At 52.2% G+C, this 18,971-nt stretch carries 10 protein-coding genes, 1 tRNA gene and 4 pseudogenes; 13 read left to right on the top strand and 2 right to left on the bottom strand.

Going from position 1 to position 18,971, the window contains the following annotated elements; all coding sequences use genetic code 11:
- Together iolC and SYMBAF_RS10405 are read left to right on the top strand one after the other, a co-directional pair.
- Positions 1–1,676: pseudogene (iolC, locus tag SYMBAF_RS10410) on the top strand (5-dehydro-2-deoxygluconokinase).
- 140 nt (positions 1,677–1,816) lie between these two features.
- Positions 1,817–1,954 (top strand): hypothetical protein, encoded by a 138-nt coding sequence (locus SYMBAF_RS10405; protein WP_160289799.1) that lies wholly within the window; start codon positions 1,817–1,819, stop codon positions 1,952–1,954.
- Positions 1,955–2,186: 232 nt separating this feature from the next.
- On the opposite strand, the pseudogene ycaO reads toward SYMBAF_RS10405, so the two are convergent.
- Positions 2,187–3,886: pseudogene (ycaO, locus tag SYMBAF_RS10400) on the bottom strand (30S ribosomal protein S12 methylthiotransferase accessory factor YcaO).
- A 435-nt stretch (positions 3,887–4,321) separates the two neighbouring features.
- On the opposite strand from ycaO, the gene serC reads away from it, so the two are divergent.
- From serC to SYMBAF_RS10345, 11 genes and pseudogenes are all read left to right on the top strand, one after another.
- Positions 4,322–5,407, top strand: coding sequence for a 3-phosphoserine/phosphohydroxythreonine transaminase (gene serC, locus SYMBAF_RS10395; protein WP_040265340.1), 1,086 nt, complete (start codon positions 4,322–4,324; stop codon positions 5,405–5,407).
- A gap of 228 nt (positions 5,408–5,635) precedes the next feature.
- Positions 5,636–6,922, top strand: a complete 1,287-nt coding sequence (aroA, locus tag SYMBAF_RS10390; RefSeq protein ID WP_040265343.1) for a 3-phosphoshikimate 1-carboxyvinyltransferase — start codon at positions 5,636–5,638, stop codon at positions 6,920–6,922.
- Positions 6,923–7,195: 273 nt separating this feature from the next.
- Positions 7,196–7,885, top strand: coding sequence for a (d)CMP kinase (gene cmk, locus SYMBAF_RS10385; protein ID WP_040265345.1), 690 nt, complete (start codon positions 7,196–7,198; stop codon positions 7,883–7,885).
- Positions 7,886–8,068: 183 nt separating this feature from the next.
- On the top strand, positions 8,069–9,745 hold the full coding sequence (rpsA, locus tag SYMBAF_RS10380; protein ID WP_040265347.1) for a 30S ribosomal protein S1: 1,677 nt from the start codon (positions 8,069–8,071) through the stop codon (positions 9,743–9,745).
- 61 nt (positions 9,746–9,806) lie between these two features.
- A complete protein-coding gene (ihfB, locus tag SYMBAF_RS10375) occupies positions 9,807–10,091 on the top strand; it encodes an integration host factor subunit beta (RefSeq protein WP_040265349.1) in 285 nt (94 codons plus the stop codon).
- Positions 10,092–10,231: 140 nt separating this feature from the next.
- The gene (locus tag SYMBAF_RS10370) at positions 10,232–11,551 is read left to right on the top strand and encodes an IS4 family transposase (protein WP_040265351.1); all 1,320 of its coding nucleotides are present in this window, start codon (positions 10,232–10,234) and stop codon (positions 11,549–11,551) included.
- A 234-nt stretch (positions 11,552–11,785) separates the two neighbouring features.
- The gene (locus SYMBAF_RS10365) at positions 11,786–14,077 is read left to right on the top strand and encodes a ComEC family protein (RefSeq protein WP_040265352.1); all 2,292 of its coding nucleotides are present in this window, start codon (positions 11,786–11,788) and stop codon (positions 14,075–14,077) included.
- 35 nt (positions 14,078–14,112) lie between these two features.
- On the top strand, positions 14,113–15,864 hold the full coding sequence (msbA, locus tag SYMBAF_RS10360) for a lipid A ABC transporter ATP-binding protein/permease MsbA (RefSeq protein WP_040265353.1): 1,752 nt from the start codon (positions 14,113–14,115) through the stop codon (positions 15,862–15,864).
- Positions 15,861–16,841, top strand: coding sequence for a tetraacyldisaccharide 4'-kinase (gene lpxK / locus SYMBAF_RS10355; protein ID WP_040265354.1), 981 nt, complete (start codon positions 15,861–15,863; stop codon positions 16,839–16,841). Before msbA ends, lpxK begins: the two co-directional genes overlap by 4 nt.
- Positions 16,842–16,916: 75 nt before the next feature.
- Positions 16,917–17,132, top strand: a pseudogene (locus SYMBAF_RS18455) (IS1-like element transposase); the annotation flags it as partial.
- A gap of 730 nt (positions 17,133–17,862) precedes the next feature.
- Positions 17,863–18,428: pseudogene (locus SYMBAF_RS10345) on the top strand (integrase core domain-containing protein); the annotation flags it as partial.
- A 259-nt stretch (positions 18,429–18,687) separates the two neighbouring features.
- On the opposite strand, the gene SYMBAF_RS10340 reads toward SYMBAF_RS10345, so the two are convergent.
- Positions 18,688–18,762 (bottom strand) — tRNA-Arg (locus tag SYMBAF_RS10340).
- Between the last annotated feature and the right edge of the window lie 209 nt (positions 18,763–18,971).

The raw sequence follows: 18,971 nt of genomic DNA, 5'->3' as shown, positions 1-18,971 counted from the left end.
ATGAAACAAAAGCAGTTGGATCTGATTTGTATGGGGCGGATCGCGGTAGGTCTCTACAGCCAACAGATTGGCGCGCGGCTAGAGGATGCCAGCAGCTTTGCTCGTTATCTCGGCGGCTCTTCGGGAAACGTGGCCTACGGCACTTGCACGGCAGGGGCTGAAGTCCTCAAGGTTGGCGCACATTGGCGACGAACATATGGGGCGTTTTCTGCGTGAAGAGCTGAACCAGGTCGGCTGCGATACCAGTCATTTGATCACTGACAACGAGCGATTGACGGCGTTAGTACTGCTAGGCATTAAAGATCGTGATACTTTTCCGCTCATTTTTTACCGTGACAACTGCACGGATATGGCGATTACTGCCGACGATTTTAGCGAGGAATACATTGCTTCCTCGCACTGCCTCGCCATCACCGGTACCCATCTCTCTCACCCGCGCACCCGCGAAGCAGTACTGACCGTGCTGAAACATGTGCGCCAGGTAACGGAAGCCACGCTAGTCTGTAAGCGCAGCACACAGGGCTGTTCGGTATTCCCCAGGCTGATTCTGGACTCTATGGCGAGTGGCATTAACGTTAGCGGTGTGCGCGTTGAAGTGCTCAACGTGCTGGGTACGGGGGATGCGTTTATGTCCGGTTTTCTGCGCGGCTATCTCAATGACGAATGCTGGGAACGGGCTTGTCGCTACGCGAATGTCTGCGGAGCACTAGTGGTGTCGCGCCACGGCGATGCCCAGTAAAATAGAGCTGGATGATTATCTTTCGCGTGAACATCAGGTTCCGCGTCTAGATCTCGATATTCGCCTCAATCATCTTCACCGTGTGACAACCCGCCGCCGTCAGTGACCGGAACTCTGCGTGATGGCCTTCGACCACCGTAGCCAACTGGAAGAGATGGCAATAAAAAGCGCGGCTGATTTGCACCGCATACCGGTGCTGAAGCAGTTGATTTTGCAGGCCAGTCGCGAGGCAGCTCAGCGTGCCGGGCTGGAAAGCAAAGCCGGGTTGCTGTGCGATGGAACCTTCGGCCAGGACGCGCTCAACTCGATTACTGGCGAAGGCTGGCGGATCGGCCGCCCGATTGAACTGCCTGGCTCGCGCCCGCTGGAGATGGAGCACGGCAATATCGGCTCGCAGCTAATTAGTTGGCCGCAGGAACACATTGTTAAGTGCCTAGTGTTTTTTCATCCAGAAGACGCTCACGCTCTGCGCCTAGAGCAGGAGCGAAAGATTACTGAGATCTACCGTGCCTGCTGCCAGTCCGGCCTTGAGATGCTGCTGGAGGTAATTTTGCCGGCGGATATGCCGCGTAGCGACGACCTCTATCTGCGAGCCATTTCGCGTTTCTATAATCTGGGCATTTATCCCGACTGGTGGAAACTCCCGCCGCTGAGCAGCGAAGGTTGGGCAGCGTTGAGCGAACTGGTAGAAAAACGCGATCCCTATTGCCGTGGCGTGGTGATCCTTGGGTTCGATGCGCCGTTGGAAGTGCGGTGCGAAGGTTTTAACGCCGCAGCCAACTATTCGATAGTAAGGGGGGGCAGTAGGTCGCACGCTGTTCGATGAAGCGTCGCAGGCCTGGCTAAAACGCGACATCGACGATGCGCAGTTGGTGGCTCGCATCAGGACAACTATCTGCTGCTGATCGCCCTGTGGCGCGAGCGCAGGCAGCATTAATATTAAGGAGAGCATCATGACCGTGCATTTAGGCATTAACCCGCTGACCTGAACCCGCTGACCTGGACTGTAGTGGCACACTGAATTTGGTCACCTAAGTTGAGGTGTTATGCTCACCTCAAAATTTTAAAGGTGAACCAATGAACAAAGCATTTACTACTGAGTTTAAACTCGAAGCGGCAAAATGGGTCCTCGACCAGAATTACACTTACTTCAAAGGCCGCGAAGGCGATGAATATCAGCCTGCCTACCAGAGCAGAACGAACTCAGGAAGATGAGAAAGCGGATAGCAGGCGTACATTGTTGCAGCCAGTTTGCACAGGAACAGCGTGTAACAACCGGTGCGTAGGGAGTCCGTGATGAGGGTGAGCACTGCTCAGGTGCAAAATGGCAAATAAAATAAGGTGATAAGATTAACGCCGGTGGTCACTATGTACCGGCGTGAGTAAAGTGAGGTTACGCCTGCGCCCAGAGGCGGCGTTTGGCTTTCTGCAACTTTTCGTAGGCTGCCTATAGCGCCTGATGAGCCGGTAGCGCTTTCAAATCGCTGTCAACAGCGAACAACTCGTTGAAATGTGCCTCGCCGCTGATGGCCGCAGAAGCAGCATCGACCGCTTCCTGACCATACATTTTCACCAAAGCGTCATAGTACTGCACGGGGTTGCGTTCAGGCTCCTGCGCCAGCAGCAGCAAAGTCCGCAGGCAACGATAATAGTTGCAGCGCGCCTGGCTCCAGACGGAAGCGTTGAAGTCCTGCGTCCATTCAGTCCCGATTAGCGCTTGATCCCGATCGCCACCAGCCAACGCCAGCATCGACTTCAATTCTCCGATGCGCAGGGTGTACCAGGCATTGTCTTTACCGCTGGCAATACCCAGCAACTGGCGCACACGGGTGAAATCGTCCAGCCCTTCGTCGTCCAACTACTGGATCAGCGCCAGGTATTCCTCCGGCTCCCATTCGCTGCCCGGCAACGTCAGCATGGTATCGCGCAGGTGTGCACCCATGCTGTGGTTGGCCACCAGCAGGTCTTCTGCCGGGACATACCCGGCACAATGATGCGGCATGCGTAGACGGCCAAGTGTTGGTAGTCGGCAAAATAAACTTCAGCCCCTTCCTGATCGAAAATGCGCATCAGCGTGGCGAATTCTTCCTGAGTGCTGCCGCTAAAGCTCCAGTCAATAAATGGGTAATCCGCATCCTGTTTGAACATGTCCCAAGAGATCAGGCCGCTGGAATCGATAAAGTGAGTTTCCAGGTTAGTGTGTTCGGCGACTTCGTCATTATCAAACGTTGGGGCGGTGAACATGTCGAGAGCTTTTAAGCTGTGTCCTTGTAGCAACTCGGTCACCGTGCGTTCCAGTGCTACGCCGAAGTCGAGATGAACACCGAACGAGGCAAAGCAAGTGCCATTGGTTGGGTTGAACCGTACCACGCAGATCATCGGATAGTTTCCACCCAGCGAAGCGTCGTAAGACAAGATCGGGAAACTTTCTTCTTCCAGCTTGGCGATGGCTGCCAGCACACCTGGATAGCGTTGTAGCACCTCGGTAGGGATCGCCGGCAGGCTGATGGTTTCCGCGATAATACGGTTTTCCACATAGCGTTCGAACACCTCGGACAACGCCTGCACATGAGCCTCGGTAGTGGTGTTGCCGGCAGACATGCCATTGGAAATGTACAAGTTGCCGATGATGTTCATCAGGAGATAAACGGTTTGTTGGTCAGACTGGCGGATAAACGGCAGGGTGCAGATACCGCGATCACCATTGCCGGATTGCAAATCGATCAGATCGCTGGCGCTCAGCTCCTGCTCTGGATCGTAAAAGGCGTGCAAGCGCTCGTCAAGGATGCCCGCCGGTAGTGAGCCATCGGCGGGGATTGGGAACCATTTTTCATTGGGGTAATGCACGAAATCGCCCTCGGCGATCTGCTGGCCCAGATAAAAATCGGCGAAGAAATAGTTGGTGGGCAGGCGCTCGAAGTATTCGCCTAAAGCGGAAACCAGCACGGCTTTTTTGCTGGCACCTTTACCGTTAGTAAAGCACAGCGGGCAATCGCGATCACGGATGTGAACCGACCAGAGGTGTGGCATCGGGTTAAGCCACGAGGCTTCTTCGATATTAAAACGGAAATCGCTCAGCTTTTGTTGGAAACAGGTGATGGAGTCTTCCAGTGCGGCGTCTTTGCTAAGGATAAAAGTTTGCGTCAGGGTCTTCACTTTTTAAGCGCACTAAAACGCGTGATGATATGGGGTTTTACGCCTCAGCTCCATGTATTCCTGGGCTGTGTCCGGTTATTGAGCGTGGCGGCGTCGCAGTTCCAAAAGCCGGTAGTCAAGGCGCAGGGTGCCTAACAATGTGGAGTACCGGCTTTTGGGATGCGGCCCGAAGGGCTGGGCCATTTGGGCACTCCTAGTATGGCCCACCCACCGCCTTGCTGTGCGTTCCAATGACCGCCAGCGCCGCTTACGGGCATACATACAGCCTGTTATTGCGCACCGTGCTAGCTTGCGAGCGAAGAATAAGCATTGCAGCCGCGTAACCTGAGTGATAAAACCGCTGGGATAGTTAGCATGAGCGTTAACTTCGGGTGTATTTTGACAGGCCGCTTCTTGCGGCGAATAGAGTGAAAGTGGTGAGGGGAAATGACACAGGTTTATAATTTTAGCTCTGGCCCGGCAATGCTGCCGGTTGAAGTGTTGCGCCGCGCGGAGCAGGAACTGTGCAACTGGCACGGACTGGGTACTTCGGTAATGGAAATCAGCCACCGCAGTAAAGAATTTATCGCCGTTGCCCAGCAGTCCGAACAGGATCTGCGCGATCTGCTGAAAATTCCCTCTAATTACAAAGTGCTGTTCTGCCATGGGGGTGCTCGTGCACAGTTCGCCGCATTGCCGCAGAACCTGCTGGGGGATAAAACCACCGCTGACTACATCGACGGCGGCTATTGGGCGCATAGCGCAATCAACGAAGCACAGAAATATTGCACGCCGAACGTCATCGACGTGAAAACCCATGTTGGTAACCTGAGCGGTATCAAACCGATGAAAGAGTGGCCGCTCAGCGATGGCGCGGCTTATGTCCACTACTGCCCCAATGAAACCATCGACGGCGTGGCTATAGATGAAATACCGGACTTCGGTGACAAAGTGGTGATCGGCGATTACTCCTCGACCATTTTGTCTCGCCCGCTGGAGGTGCACCGTTTCGGTGTGATTTACGCCGGCGCGCAGAAAAATATCGGCCCTGCTGGCCTGACGCTGGTGATCGTACGTGAAGATCTACTGGGTAAGGCTCGCCGTGAAGTGCCGTCGATTCTCGATTACACCGTGCTGGCCGAGAACGATTCGATGTTCAACACCCCACCGACCTTTGCTTGGTATCTTTCCGGCCTGGTGTTCAAATGGCTGAAAGAGCAGGGTGGCCTGATGGAGATGCAAAAGCGCAATCAGGCCAAGGCTGAACTGCTGTACGCCACCATCGATAACTCCGATTTCTACCACAGCCAGGTGGCGCGCGCCAACCGTTCCTGGATGAACGTGCCGTTCCAGTTGGCAGATCCAGCGCTGGATAAGGTGTTCCTCAGCGAAGCGGAAGCCATCGGCTTGCAGGCGCTGAAAGGTCACCGGGTGGTTGGCGGCATGCGCGCTTCTATTTACAATGCCATGCCGCTGGCTGGTGTGCAGGCGTTAACCGACTTTATGAACGATTTTGAACGCCGCCACGGGTAAGAACCTATCCCATTAGGCTATTTTATTTACCATTTTAGACATGGGCAGGGTTCACCCTGCTCAAGGACTCCCTGTACGCTACGGTTGCTGTGCGCTGTCCCTGTGCATACTGGTTGTACTTACTGAGAGCGGTGGGCTACTTACCGCTATTGTCCTTGTGTAGTAAGGCGGCTCCAGCATTATTCTCGGAGCCGTTCCGTTTATCAGAATTTGGAGAGTTTTGTTTACATGGTGGATTCACTGACGTTACAACCGGTCGCTTTGGTCAATGGCACCGTCAACTTACCCGGTTCCAAGAGTGTATCCAACCGTGCCCTGCTGCTGGCGGCGCTGGCGGAGGGAACGACCCGGCTTACCAACCTGCTGGACAGCGACGATGTGCGGCATATGCTGAATGCATTGCGGGCATTGGGCGTAAACTATCGGCTTTCCGCTGATCGCACCGTCTGCCAAGTTGACGGTGCTGCCGGGCCGTTGGCGGCTGACCAGCCGTTGGAATTGTTCCTCGGCAATGCAGGCACTGCGATGCGGCCACTGGCAGCGGCGCTGTGTCTGAGTCATGGCGATGCGGTGTTGACGGGGGAACCGCGTATGAAAGAGCGTCCGATCGGCCACTTGGTGGACGCATTGCGCCAGGGCGGCGCGCAAATTGATTATCTGGAACAACCCGATTATCCGCCAGTGCGCCTGCGTGGCGGTTTCTTGGGAGGCGATATCACTGTCGATGGTAGCGTCTCCAGCCAGTTTTTGACCGCGTTACTGATGACTGCACCGCTGGCTCCGCAGGATACGCAGATCCATATCAAGGGTGAGTTGGTCTCCAAACCCTACATCGACATTACGCTGCACCTGATGCTCAGCTTCGGCGTTGAAGTTAGCCACGACCATTATCGGGTGTTCCACGTTCAGGGACGTCAAACTTACCGTTCACCGGGCGACTACCTGGTGGAGGGGGATGCTTCTTCAGCCTCTTACTTCCTGGCCGCAGCGGCGATTAAAGGGGGCACCGTGCGTGTGAGCGGTATCGGCCGCAAAAGTGTGCAGGGTGACACCCAGTTTGCCAACGTGTTAGAAAAAATGGGTGCGCGCATCACCTGGGGCGATGATTTTATCGAGTGTAGTTACGGTGAACTACGCGGCATCGACATGGATATGAATTCTATTCCAGATGCAGCGATGACCATTGCTACCACTGCACTGTTTGCCAAGGGGCCGACTACCTTGCGCAATGTCTATAACTGGCGAGTGAAGGAAACCGACCGTCTGGCGGCGATGGCCACCGAGTTGCGTAAAGTGGGCGCAGAGGTTGACGAAGGTAAGGACTCTATCCATGTGGTGCCGCCCGCTAAGCTGAAGTTCGCTGCTATCGACACTTATAACGATCATCGCATGGCGATGTGTTTTTCGCTGGTAGCGTTGTCGGATACACCGGTTACCATCCTTGACCCGCAATGCACCGCGAAAACCTTCCCAGACTATTTCGAACAGCTAGCGCGGATCAGCCGGTTGGCGTAACGATCAGAGCATTTCTTTCAAGGCTCCTTGGGTGGGAATTTATCGTATTTATTGCCGAATAATCGTTGTTTTTCTATGCTTTTTCGCGGTTATACGCTTATTTTCATACAACCAGACCGTTCCGAGGTAACAGTTCACCGCATGGCAGCGTATAATACGCCGCAGTATCTGCCCCCTATTGGGCAATCGGCAGGGGCGCTGGCAACCAGACCTTCATATTAATTTGAGGACTGGCTATGTTCCTGCGAGGTTTTCTACCTGAAGGAGAGAGAAATGACGGCTACAGCCCCGGTGATAACCGTTGATGGGCCAAGTGGCGCTGGCAAAGGCACGCTGTGTAAAGCCATAGCCGAATCCCTTGGTTGGCGTTTGCTTGATTCTGGCGCGATCTATCGTGTGCTGGCGATGGCGGCGTTACATCATCAGGTGGATATCACTTCTGAGGAAGCGTTGGTTCCGCTGGCCGCACATCTCGATGTTTGTTTTGTCGCTCAGGATGGCAAGCTGCTGGTGGTTTTGGAAGGTGAGGACGTCAGTAATGAAATCCGTACCGAAACCGTCGGCAACACCGCCTCGCGGGCGGCTAAGTTACCACGGGTGCGCGAGGCGTTGCTACGCCGCCAGCGCGCGTTTCGTGAGGAGCCTGGCCTGGTTGCCGATGGCCGCGATATGGGCACGGTGGTATTCCCGGATGCCCCGGTTAAAATTTTCCTTGATGCCAACGCTGAAGAGCGAGCGCAGCGCCGTAGGCTACAGTTGCAGGAAAGGGGCTTTAATGTTAACTTTGAATGTCTTTTAGCCGAGATACGGGAACGGGATGACCGTGACCGTAATCGGGCTATCGCGCCTCTGGTGCCTGCTTCCGATGCCTTTGTGCTGGATTCAACCAGCTTATCGATCGGGGAAGTCATCCAGCAAGCGTTGGGGTATGTACGGAAAGTCATGGCGTTACCGCAGCAATAAGTGTGGTGGCGCTGTTGGTTTTTTTACCCTATTTTTCATAGAAATACCGCAATGTATTGGGTAAAATTTACCCCTATAACCTAAACTCTGTCGGCATGGAGCCAATGGCGGGGTATGTGAAACAACCCCATTCGGCGGGATGCTGGATGGACGTTAAACTAAAGAATCCTGAAGATTAACAACATGACTGAATCTTTCGCTCAACTCTTTGAAGAATCGCTGAAAACAATCGAAACCCGTCCAGGTTCCATCGTTCGTGGCACTGTCGTTGCTATCGATAAAGATGTCGTACTGGTTGACGCTGGTCTGAAGTCTGAGTCTGCCATCCCGGCTGAGCAATTCAAAAACGTACAGGGCGAGCTGGAAATCCAGGTTGGTGACGAAGTTGACGTTGCGCTGGACGCTGTTGAAGATGGCTTCGGTGAAACCCTGCTTTCCCGTGAGAAAGCTAAGCGTCACGAAGCATGGATCACGCTGGAAAAAGCTTATGAAGACGCTGAAACTGTCGTCGGTGTTATCAACGGCAAAGTTAAGGGTGGCTTCACCGTCGAGTTGAACGGCATTCGTGCGTTCCTGCCAGGTTCCCTGGTTGACGTGCGTCCAGTACGCGACACGTTGCACCTGGAAGGCAAAGAGCTTGAGTTTAAAGTCATCAAGCTGGATCAGAAGCGTAACAACGTTGTGGTTTCTCGTCGTGCGGTTATTGAATCTGAGAACAGTGCAGAGCGCGATCAACTGCTGGAAAACTTGCAAGAAGGCATGGAAGTTAAAGGTATCGTTAAGAACCTCACTGACTACGGTGCATTCGTTGATCTGGGCGGCGTAGATGGCCTGCTGCACATCACTGATATGGCTTGGAAACGCGTTAAGCACCCAAGTGAAATCGTCAATGTGGGTGATGAAGTCACCGTTAAAGTGCTGAAGTTTGACCGCGAGCGTACTCGTGTTTCCCTGGGCCTGAAACAACTGGGCGAAGATCCATGGGTGGCTATCGCGAAACGTTACCCTGAAAGCACCAAACTCACAGGTCGTGTTACCAACCTGACTGATTACGGCTGCTTCGTAGAAATCGAAGAAGGTGTTGAAGGTTTGGTACACGTTTCTGAAATGGATTGGACCAACAAAAACATCCACCCATCCAAAGTTGTTAACGTGGGCGATGTAGTGGAAGTGATGGTTCTGGACATTGATGAAGAACGTCGTCGCATTTCTCTGGGCTTGAAGCAGTGCAAATCTAACCCATGGCAGCAGTTCGCAGAAACTCACAACAAGGGTGATCGTGTTGAAGGTAAAATCAAGTCTATTACTGACTTTGGTATCTTCATCGGCCTGGATGGTGGCATCGACGGCCTGGTTCACCTGTCTGACATTTCTTGGAATGTTGCGGGCGAAGAAGCAGTTCGTGATTACAAGAAAGGTGACGAAATCGCCGCAGTTGTTCTGCAAGTTGATGCAGAGCGCGAGCGTATCTCTTTGGGCGTGAAGCAACTGGCTGAAGATCCCTTCAATAACTACCTGTCTATTAATAAGAAAGGGACTATTGTTACGGGTAAAGTCACCGCAGTTGACGCTAAAGGTGCTACAGTTGAATTAGCAGGTGGTGTAGAAGGTTACCTGCGTGTATCTGAAGCCTCTCGCGACCGCATTGAAGATGCAACTTTGGTTCTGAACGTTGGTGATGAAGTTGAAGCCAAGTTCACCGGCGTTGACCGTAAGAACCGCGTAGTAAGCCTGTCTGTACGTGCTAAGGACGAAGCTGACGAGAAAGATGCCATCGCAACTGTTAACCACAAACAGGAAGAAGGCAACAACTTCTCTAACGCAATGGCTGAAGCTTTCAAAGCGGCTAAAGGCGAGTAATGACGGGGGGCGGTTTCTGGCCGCCCGATACGGTAGTTTAGCTGCAAATCTTGGAGGAATTATGACCAAGTCTGAACTTATCGAAAGACTTGCTAGTCAGCAATCTCATATCCCTGCGAAGACCGTTGAGGATGCAGTGAAAGAGATGCTTGAACATATGGCTGTAACATTGGCTGATGGTGAACGCATTGAGATCCGTGGATTTGGCAGTTTTTCTCTTCACTACCGTGCCCCGCGTGTGGGTCGCAACCCAAAAACGGGTGATAAAGTGGAGCTGGATGGTAAGTACGTTCCTCACTTTAAGCCTGGTAAAGAGTTACGTGATCGCGCCAATATCTACGGCTAATCGCTGAACTTTCCATAAGTTTTTGCTGGTAAAAAAATAAAACGGTGCCTCAGGGCATAATGCCGATCAGTTAAGGATCACTTGAACGATCCTACCTCTGTGTGAAAATCCGTAATCTCCCTGAGATTACGGATTTTTTTATGTTACTGAGTCAGGCGCTTGATGCCGTTCTTAAATTCTCTCCTAAAGAGTTTGCTGCACTGTCTGATTTGCTCTCACCTGAGCTTATCGATGAGTGCCTGGCTGATACCGGGGTCGTGACGCTTCGCAAGCGCCGTCTCCCCATGGAGATGATGGTCTGGGCTGTCGCCGGTATGTCCTTGTTCCGCTCATTTTCCATGAATCAGTTGGTTTCACATCTCGATATTATGCTGCCGGGTAAGCGTCCTTTTGTCGCACCCAACGCCGTGGTACAAGCCCGTCAGCGGCTCGGGGAAGATGTGGTTAGACTGGTTTTCGAGAAAACACGCCAACTCTGGTTCGAGAAAACACCGTTATCCCACTGGAACGGTCTGACATTGATGGCTGTAGACAGCACTCTGTGGAGAACACCGGACACGCCGGAAAATGATGCTGCTTTTGGACGAACAGCTAATGAGTATGCCCAGTCCGACTGGCCACAGCTGCGTATGGTCTGTCAGATGGAAGTGACCAGTCATCTGTTATCCGGTGTGAGCTTTGGCAGCGTGTCAGAAACCAGCGAAGTTGACCTTGCCGCTCAATTGGCCGGGCAGACGCAGGACCACTCACTGACGATACTGGATAAAGGCTTCTATGCACTCGGGTTGCTTCACCACTGGTGGTCATCAGGAACAGAAAAACACTGGATGATCCCACTGCGCAAAGGCGCGCAGTATCAGGTGCGCGAGAAGCTGGGTGCAGGACATGAACTGGTCGAACTCAGCTTACCCCCTCAGGCCCGTAAGAAATGGAAAGATGCGCCTCAAACACTGACGGCGAGGTTGATAAGTAAAGAAATCAACGGAAAAACAATACAGATCCTGACGTCAATGTGCGATCCGTTACGTTACCCTAAAGCTGATATCGTTGACCTGTACGGGCAGCGTTGGGAAATCGAGCATGGCTTCAGAGAAATGAAACAGCATCTGTTGCAAAATGAACTGACGCTGAGAAGCAGAAAGCCAGAGCTAATAAGACAGGAACTCTGGGGTGTAGTGCTGGCTTATAACCTGCTGAGGTTCATGATGGCACAGATGGCTTACAGCCTGAAAAACGTGGAGCCTTACCAGATAGGGTTTAAACAGGCTGCACTGTATCTAACAGCGCAACTGAGCATACTGCCAGCGGTGGCTCCGGGAAAGGTGCCGAAAGTGATGAATGAAATCCTGGCGATGGCTGAAAGCTTCGTCCTGCCAGCCCGACGGCAAAGACATTATCCAAGAGCGGTAAAAAAGAAGCCGCAACGTTACCCGTTGCGGCGTCCTCAAAAGCTTAACTGACAAGCATTATGCCTCAGGGCACCGTTTTATTTGCTTGCTGTTTAGTCATTTTCTGCTCCTCCCACCTGACTTCTTCTTGCGTGCCATGCCTTGGTTCAACATCAATGAATGAAACCTGAATCGCTAATCTGCGGCGTTTATCGCGAGTCATCGCAAGGACGCTGGCACTTGCCGAATGAAAGGTGAACAATCCCGCCTGCTAGCTGTAATACGCGGCTGCGCATTGTTTGTTTAATGGGAGAAAGGCCGATCAAAATCTCGTTGGATCTGGCGGTTATTGCCATTGTCTGTGGCATTTTGCCCTTGCTGGTACTGCCACAATTGCCTGATATGTTGACAACATGGCTGGTTGTTTTGCCTTTCAGCCTGATGCTGCGTGTCCGCCGGGTCGCTTGTCAATTTATCGGTTGGGGATCGTTGGGATTTCTGTGGGCGGTTTTCAATGCTGGAAATATGCTGGGGCAAGCTGAACGGTTGAGCCGTGGCCCTGAGGTGGCGGCAGTGGTACAGGTTATCGGCGTTACTCTGCTACCTGCGGCCAGCAAACAAACGCGGATGCGAATAGAACAAGTTAACGGACGTTGGCTCACCCCATCCATCGCCTTCACCACGACTTGGCAGCCGGATGAACAACGATTGTGCGCTGGACAGCGTTGGCAGCTTCGGCTGCGCCTGAGGCCGGTGCATGGCAAGTTGAACCAAGGTGGGTTTGACAGCCAACGTTGGTCGATGGCACAACGTCAGCCACTGACTGGTCAAGTCAAGCATGCCAGCCTGCTTGACGGTAACTGCAATTGGCGGCAACGCATTATCAGCCATGCAGAGAACAACATGGCTGACTTGCGCTACAAATCGGTACTGCTGGCTTTGGCCTTTGGTGAACGAGGCTCGCTGGAACCCACGTTGCGCACTTTGATGCTAAAAACTGGCATTGCGCACCTGATGGCCATTTCAGGCTTGCATGTGACTATGGCGGCTATCCTAATTTGGGCGGTATTGCGGGCGGCTCAGTGGCTATTGCCTGCCCACCTGATTGGCTACCGTTTCCCTCTTATAGCCAGTTGGCTCGGTACGTTGGTGTATGTTTGGCTGGCTGGCGCACAGCCTCCGGCGGTACGCACCGCACTGGCATTGACACTGTGGATGCTGCTGCGTCTACGTGGTGTTCACTGCGTTTCTTGGCAGGTGTGGCTATGGTGTGTAGGGTTAATTCTGCTATGCGATCCGTTGGCGGTACTGTCGGACAGTTTCTGGCTATCGGTATTGGCGGTCGCTTGCCTGATTTTCTGGTTCGAATGGGTGCCGTTAAGCGCGCGTTTCCGCTCCGCTTGGTATTGGGTACCAGTGCGTTGGCTGCATATCCAGTTTGGCATCACGTTATTGCTGGTGCCGATGCAAGCAGCGTTGTTTCTTGGCCTGACGTTAACCTCAATGCCGGCCAACTTGTGGGCTGTGCCAGTGGTTTCGCTAGTGACGGTGCCGTTGATTCTACTGGCGGTGATCTGCGGTGCTTTGCCAGCATTGGGCAGTGGGCTATGGGGCCTGGCCGATCTGACACTGATGTGGGTCTTTACTCCACTGCAATATATGCAGCGCGGCTGGATCGATCTAGGCGCTGCCTCACTGTTGGCTAGCGTTGCGGGCTGGCTACTGGTGATTTGCTGGCGTTTTCACTGGTGGTGGCGTTATGCGTCGGGATGGCTCACGGTAGCGATCTGTTGCGTGCTATGGCGCGAAAAAGAACCCGCATACCGTTGGCGGGTAGATATGCTGGACGTAGGCCATGGCCTGGCGGTAGTGATCGAGCGAAATGGCAAAGGGGTACTGTTTGATACAGGTGATCGCTGGGCAACAGGTAGTGCTGCCGAACGCCATATTTTGCCTATGCTAAATTGGCGGGGTATCGAACTGGAACATATTATCATCAGCCATGATCATCTTGATCATATCGGCGGGCTGGAAGATGTGCAGCAGGCGTTTCCACGGGCGAGGGTACGCAGCCCGATACTTCATTCAGGCCATTTACCTTGCGTAGCCGGTGAAAGCTGGCAGTGGCAATCGCTGCAATTTGAGGTGTTGTGGCCACCGAAAGCGCTGAAAAGACCGGTCAATGATGACTCCTGTGTGATCCGCGTGGATGGCGGCCAATTTAGCTTATTACTGACTGGCGACGTGGAAAAGAAAGCGGAGGCACAGTTGCTCAGGTTACAGCGCGATAAGCTGGCGGTTACCGTACTGCAAGTTCCGCACCACGGCAGTAAAACCTCTTCAACGCCGCCTTTTTTGCGTGCGGTTGCCCCTGAAGCAGCGTTGGCTTCGGCATCTCGTTACCACAAATGGCGATTACCTGCGGTGAAGGTTGTCGCCAGATATCTGGAAAATGGCATCATATGGCGCGATACTTCCTACTCAGGCCAGGTATCGGTACTTTTTTTCGACAACGATTGGCAAATTAAAGGCTTTCGAGAACAATTAATGCCCCGTTGGTACCACCAGCGGTTTGGCGTAGAGGGTGATAATGAGTAAAATAAGCCGCTATTTCTTCCGATGCTGGTATTTGCATGATGAATGATAATGATCTCTCCACCTGGCAGACTTTCCGTCGCCTCTGGCCGATGATCACGCCTTTTAGGGCCGGCTTGATTCTGGCTGGTGTAGCATTAATTATCAACGCGGGCAGCGACGCCTTTATGCTGTCTTTGCTTAAACCTTTATTGGATGACGGTTTTGGAAAAACCGAGAATAGTATCCTACAGTGGATGCCGATGGCCATTATTGGTTTGATGGTGGTGCGCGGTACAACCAGCTTTATTTCCAGCTATTGCATTTCCTGGGTTTCCGGCATGGTGGTGATGCATATGCGTCGCCGTCTATTTGGCCACATGATGAGAATGCCGGTTTCTTTCTTTGATCAACAGTCCACTGGCACGTTGTTGTCGCGTATTACCTACGATTCAGAGCAGGTAGCATCATCCTCTTCCAGCGCGCTGGTGACTGTGGTGCGTGAAAGCGCATCGATTATTGCACTGTTCTGCATGATGTTTTATTACAGTTGGCAGCTTTCGGTGATCCTGATCGTGCTGTCACCTATCGTGTCAATTGCGATCCGCATCGTGTCCAAGCGGTTCCGTAATATCAGCAAAAACATGCAAAATACTATGGGGCAAGTGACCACCAGTGCCGAGCAAATGCTGAAGGGGCATAAAGAGGTACTGATTTTTGGCGGGCAACAGGTCGAAACCGATCGCTTCAACTCGGTTAGCAATCGCATGCGCCAACAGGGTATGAAGTTGGTATCCGCTTCCTCCATCTCCGACCCTATCATCCAACTGATCGCCTCTTTAGCCTTGGCCTTTGTACTGTATGCCGCCAGCTTCCCGAGTGTGATGGAAACGCTTACCGCTGGTACTATTACCGTGGTGTTCTCTTCCATGATCGCCTTGATGCGTCCGCTGAAATCGCTAACTAACGTTAACGCCCAGTTCCAGCGCGGTATGGCGGCCTGCCAGACCTTGTTCTCAATTTTGGATATGGAGCAGGAGAAAGATACCGGCACTTGCCAAGTGGCGCGTGCGAAAGGCGATATCGAATTCCGTAACGTGACCTTCTATTACCCAGGTAGAGAAATCCCGGCGCTGCGTAATATCAACCTGAGCATTTCGGAAGGTAAAACTGTGGCATTGGTAGGCCGATCCGGTTCTGGCAAGTCGACAATTGCCAACTTATTGACCCGTTTCTACGATATTCAGGAAGGTGAGATCCTGATGGATGGGCATGATCTGCGTGAATATACGTTGGCTTCTCTACGTGATCAGGTCGCGCTGGTTTCTCAAAACGTTCATCTGTTCAACGACACCATCGCTAATAATATTGCTTACGCACATGAAGCACGCTATAGCCGCGAAGAAATCGAGAAAGCGGCGCGTATGGCCTATGCGATGGACTTTATCGATAAGATGGAGAATGGGTTGGATACGGTAATCGGCGAGAACGGCGTAACGCTGTCCGGTGGTCAACGCCAGCGCATCGCCATCGCGCGTGCACTGCTGCGTGATTGCCCGATCTTGATCCTGGATGAGGCAACTTCAGCACTGGATACGGAGTCTGAACGCGCTATTCAGGCGGCGTTGGACGAATTGCAGAAAGATCGCACTTCGTTGGTGATCGCCCACCGTTTGTCAACGATTGAAAAGGCGGATGAAATTCTGGTGATCGAGGAAGGTCGCATTGTTGAACGTGGTGAACATGTTGCATTACTCGACGGGCAAGGTGTCTATGCGCAATTGTATCGTTTGCAATTTGGTCAAGAATGATTGACCGCATCTGGTCAGGTAGCTCTCTGCTTTATCTGATATTGCTGCCGTTGTCTTGGTTGTATGGCCTAGTCAGTACGCTGATCCGCCTTAGTTATCGTTGCGGCCTGCGTAAAAGCTGGCGCGCACCGGTTCCGGTGGTGATAGTGGGCAACCTCACCGCTGGTGGTAATGGCAAAACGCCGATAGTGATCTGGTTGGTGGAGCAATTGCAGCAACGAGGTTACCGGGTTGGTGTAGTGTCACGCGGTTACGGCGGCAAATCTGCGGTTTATCCGTTGGTGCTTAGTCAGAACACCTCCCCCCGTGAGGCAGGTGATGAGCCTGTGCTGATTTATCAGCGTACCGGCGCACCGGTGGCTATTGCACCTAAACGATCTGATGCGATTCAGGCATTACTACAGCAGCATCAGCTTGATGTGGTGATCACTGACGATGGCTTACAGCATTATGCGTTGCAGCGTGACTTCGAACTGGTCGTGATCGACGGCGTACGTCGCTTTGGTAACGGTTGGTGGCTACCGGCAGGGCCGATGCGTGAACGCGCAGCGCGTCTCAATAGCGTGGACGCGTGCGTTGCCAACGGCGGTGTGGCGCAGGAGGGGGAAATCACTATGCGCCTGCGCGCGCGTGAGGCGGTGAATATGCTCAGTGGCGAGCGCTGTCCAGTGGCTGAATTAACACATGTGGTGGCGGTGGCGGGTATCGGCCATCCACCGCGTTTTTTCGCCATGTTGGAAAAGCTGGGAACCGATGTCGAACAAGAAGTGGCATTTGCCGATCATCAGAAGTACCAGTTGGCGTCACTGTCGGCGCTGACGCCAGTAGGGCAAACGCTGTTGATGACGGAAAAGGATGCGGTAAAATGCCATGCTTTTGCACAGCCCAATTGGTGGTATCTGCCAGTTGATGCGGTATTGCCATCTGTCGAGGCGGAACAATTGTTGAAAAAAATTGAAAACCTGCTGAGTAATTGACATCCCTGGTGATGTCTCTAATTGGCTGAATTTGCTGTACAATACCGGTTTTTAGGTTCCTCATGCCCTGCGTTAATGGTTCATTGTCCCCGTTGTGCTTCTGCTCTGGTTCGCCGTGGTAGTCAGAACCCTCAATGCCAGAAGCGTTTCCCCAGCTCACCTACACTTATCAGGCCAGGAAGCCCGGTGTTAAAGAGCCAATCGTTGATATGGCCTTCAACGGCGCTGGGGTTCGCGATACAGCAACGACGCTTAAAAATCGGTATCAACAGGGTTATCCGCACTTTAAAAAGCTCGCGTCGAAGCGAATAGTACCCGCATCAAAAGAGTGGCTCGCAAAACTCTCTGCTTCTCACGCTCTATTGCGTTGCAGGAAAAAATCATCGGTTCCTTCATTGATAAACACAGGTTCGACTAATTAGATGCATCACCTTATCTTCCTATTAATACCCGTTTGAAACCATCTGTAATGGTCAACTAACATCGGGCACTGATTTAGGCACATTATTGTAATCGACGTTCATATTCATCCGGCGGTATATTTCCCAGCCGATAATGCCGACACTTCAGATTATAAAAATTGTCGATATAATCGATAACGTCTGCAATACCCTGACTTCGAGTTTCATAACGACGAGAGTTAACTCTTCAGCTTTCAAGCTGCGGAAAAGCCTCTCCGTAACAGCATTATCCAGGCCGTTAAGCTCATGCTGCTTGTCACATCAAGTTCCTGCTGGCAGGGCTGGAACTGAGCGCTGGTATACTGCGCATCTTGATCGCTATGGAGCACTACTGAGCCTGTTGGCCGTCTTTTATTGACCGCCAGCCGTAGTGTGTGGATAGTCATGGCGCTGTCCGGTTGGTCTGAGAAGGCTCAACTCACTATTTTTCTTGAACGTGAATCCATGACGATAACCAAATTTAACCAGCCCTGAGCTGTGCGAAGATAAGTGATATCACCTGACCACCCGGTATTTAATGTCTATGGATAAAACTGTCGATTCAACAGATTAGCCGCTACTACAGGTTGGCAATAGAACGTTTGCCGCTACTGCGTCCGGCTGCTCCTAACCTAACCTGGTCGATGGATTTCGTTATGGATGCGTTAGTAACGGGTCGCGCCGTATAAAGTGCCTGACCTACGGGGATGATTTCACGCAGGAGTGCCTGATGGCCACCGTAACCTTCAGTATTTCGGGGCTTCAGGTAGTGCGCATTCTGGACAATATTGTGCTGTTTCGTGACTATCCGGTGACGATAAGAACAGATCAGGGGCCTGAATTTACCTGCCGGGTAATACTAGACCAGTAGGCTGATGAGCATGGTGTGGAGTTGCGATTGAACCAGCCAGGTAAGCCGACACAGAACGGGTTTATCGAGAGCTTTAACGGACGTTTTAGCAATGAATGCCTTAATGAACATGGGTTCAGTGATGTCAGTCACGCGCGGGGAATAATCAATGAATGGCGTAAGGAACACAGCGAGTGCCGACCGCACTCAGCGCTGAATTATTTGACGCCGTATGAATTTGCAACTAGATGGCGGAACCGAGAAATCGGGAGTAAACAAACTGACATTGCTAACTGAACGTTATATCTAATCCTGGGGCAAGTCTGTGAGTTTCACAGGTTTATCGGTAGGTTTTGTCTTCTTTACCTTTGCCTCAGTGAGTGCCATTGCATACATCTTCCTGTGTTGGTACAAACCAAATCGAACTTACCATACCCACTTTTATACCAACAAGTAAGCGTGGCGGTGGGTGGAATTTGGTAAACGAAATGGGTTGGTTAACTCATTAATTTTGTGTGATAAAGCTGGTGTTTGTAGACGTTGATAGACAGCAAAATGGTGTCCCCGACTGGAATCGAACCAGTAATTAGCCCTTAGGAGGGGCTTGTTATATCCGTTTAACTACGGGGACTCTACGGAACGGTAGCCTAAGCTGCAGAGTATTATACCTTTTCTTACCCTCAGAATAAGTACTTACCAGTGCGTTTGCTTATTTACTCACCAAGTGCTCGTCTATTTATTCGCTAGGCTGGCTGTGAACACGGTTTTTTTCCTAGGTATCAGGCACATTGTCGTCTATTGCTGCTTTGGAGCATCTGCGGTGGGCTGCATGCGGCTTAT

The sequence above is a fragment of the Serratia symbiotica genome (genome assembly GCF_000821185.2).
Classification (GTDB): domain Bacteria; phylum Pseudomonadota; class Gammaproteobacteria; order Enterobacterales; family Enterobacteriaceae; genus Serratia; species Serratia symbiotica.
The sequence above is the reverse complement of the archived record's forward strand: the minus strand, read 5'-3'. Positions and strand labels throughout refer to the sequence as shown.

What these genes read in the sequence shown, in the direction of transcription:
- SYMBAF_RS10365 (WP_040265352.1), top strand. Translation starts at nt 11,786, where the DNA reads ATGGGAGAAAGGCCGATCAAAATCTCGTTGGATCTGGCGGTTATTGCC.
- msbA (WP_040265353.1), top strand. Translation starts at nt 14,113, where the DNA reads ATGATGAATGATAATGATCTCTCCACCTGGCAGACTTTCCGTCGCCTC.
- SYMBAF_RS10370 (WP_040265351.1), top strand. Translation starts at nt 10,232, where the DNA reads ATGTTACTGAGTCAGGCGCTTGATGCCGTTCTTAAATTCTCTCCTAAA.
- cmk (WP_040265345.1), top strand. Translation starts at nt 7,196, where the DNA reads ATGACGGCTACAGCCCCGGTGATAACCGTTGATGGGCCAAGTGGCGCT.
- aroA (WP_040265343.1), top strand. Translation starts at nt 5,636, where the DNA reads ATGGTGGATTCACTGACGTTACAACCGGTCGCTTTGGTCAATGGCACC.
- rpsA (WP_040265347.1), top strand. Translation starts at nt 8,069, where the DNA reads ATGACTGAATCTTTCGCTCAACTCTTTGAAGAATCGCTGAAAACAATC.
- SYMBAF_RS10405 (WP_160289799.1), top strand. Translation starts at nt 1,817, where the DNA reads ATGAACAAAGCATTTACTACTGAGTTTAAACTCGAAGCGGCAAAATGG.
- serC (WP_040265340.1), top strand. Translation starts at nt 4,322, where the DNA reads ATGACACAGGTTTATAATTTTAGCTCTGGCCCGGCAATGCTGCCGGTT.
- ihfB (WP_040265349.1), top strand. Translation starts at nt 9,807, where the DNA reads ATGACCAAGTCTGAACTTATCGAAAGACTTGCTAGTCAGCAATCTCAT.
- lpxK (WP_040265354.1), top strand. Translation starts at nt 15,861, where the DNA reads ATGATTGACCGCATCTGGTCAGGTAGCTCTCTGCTTTATCTGATATTG.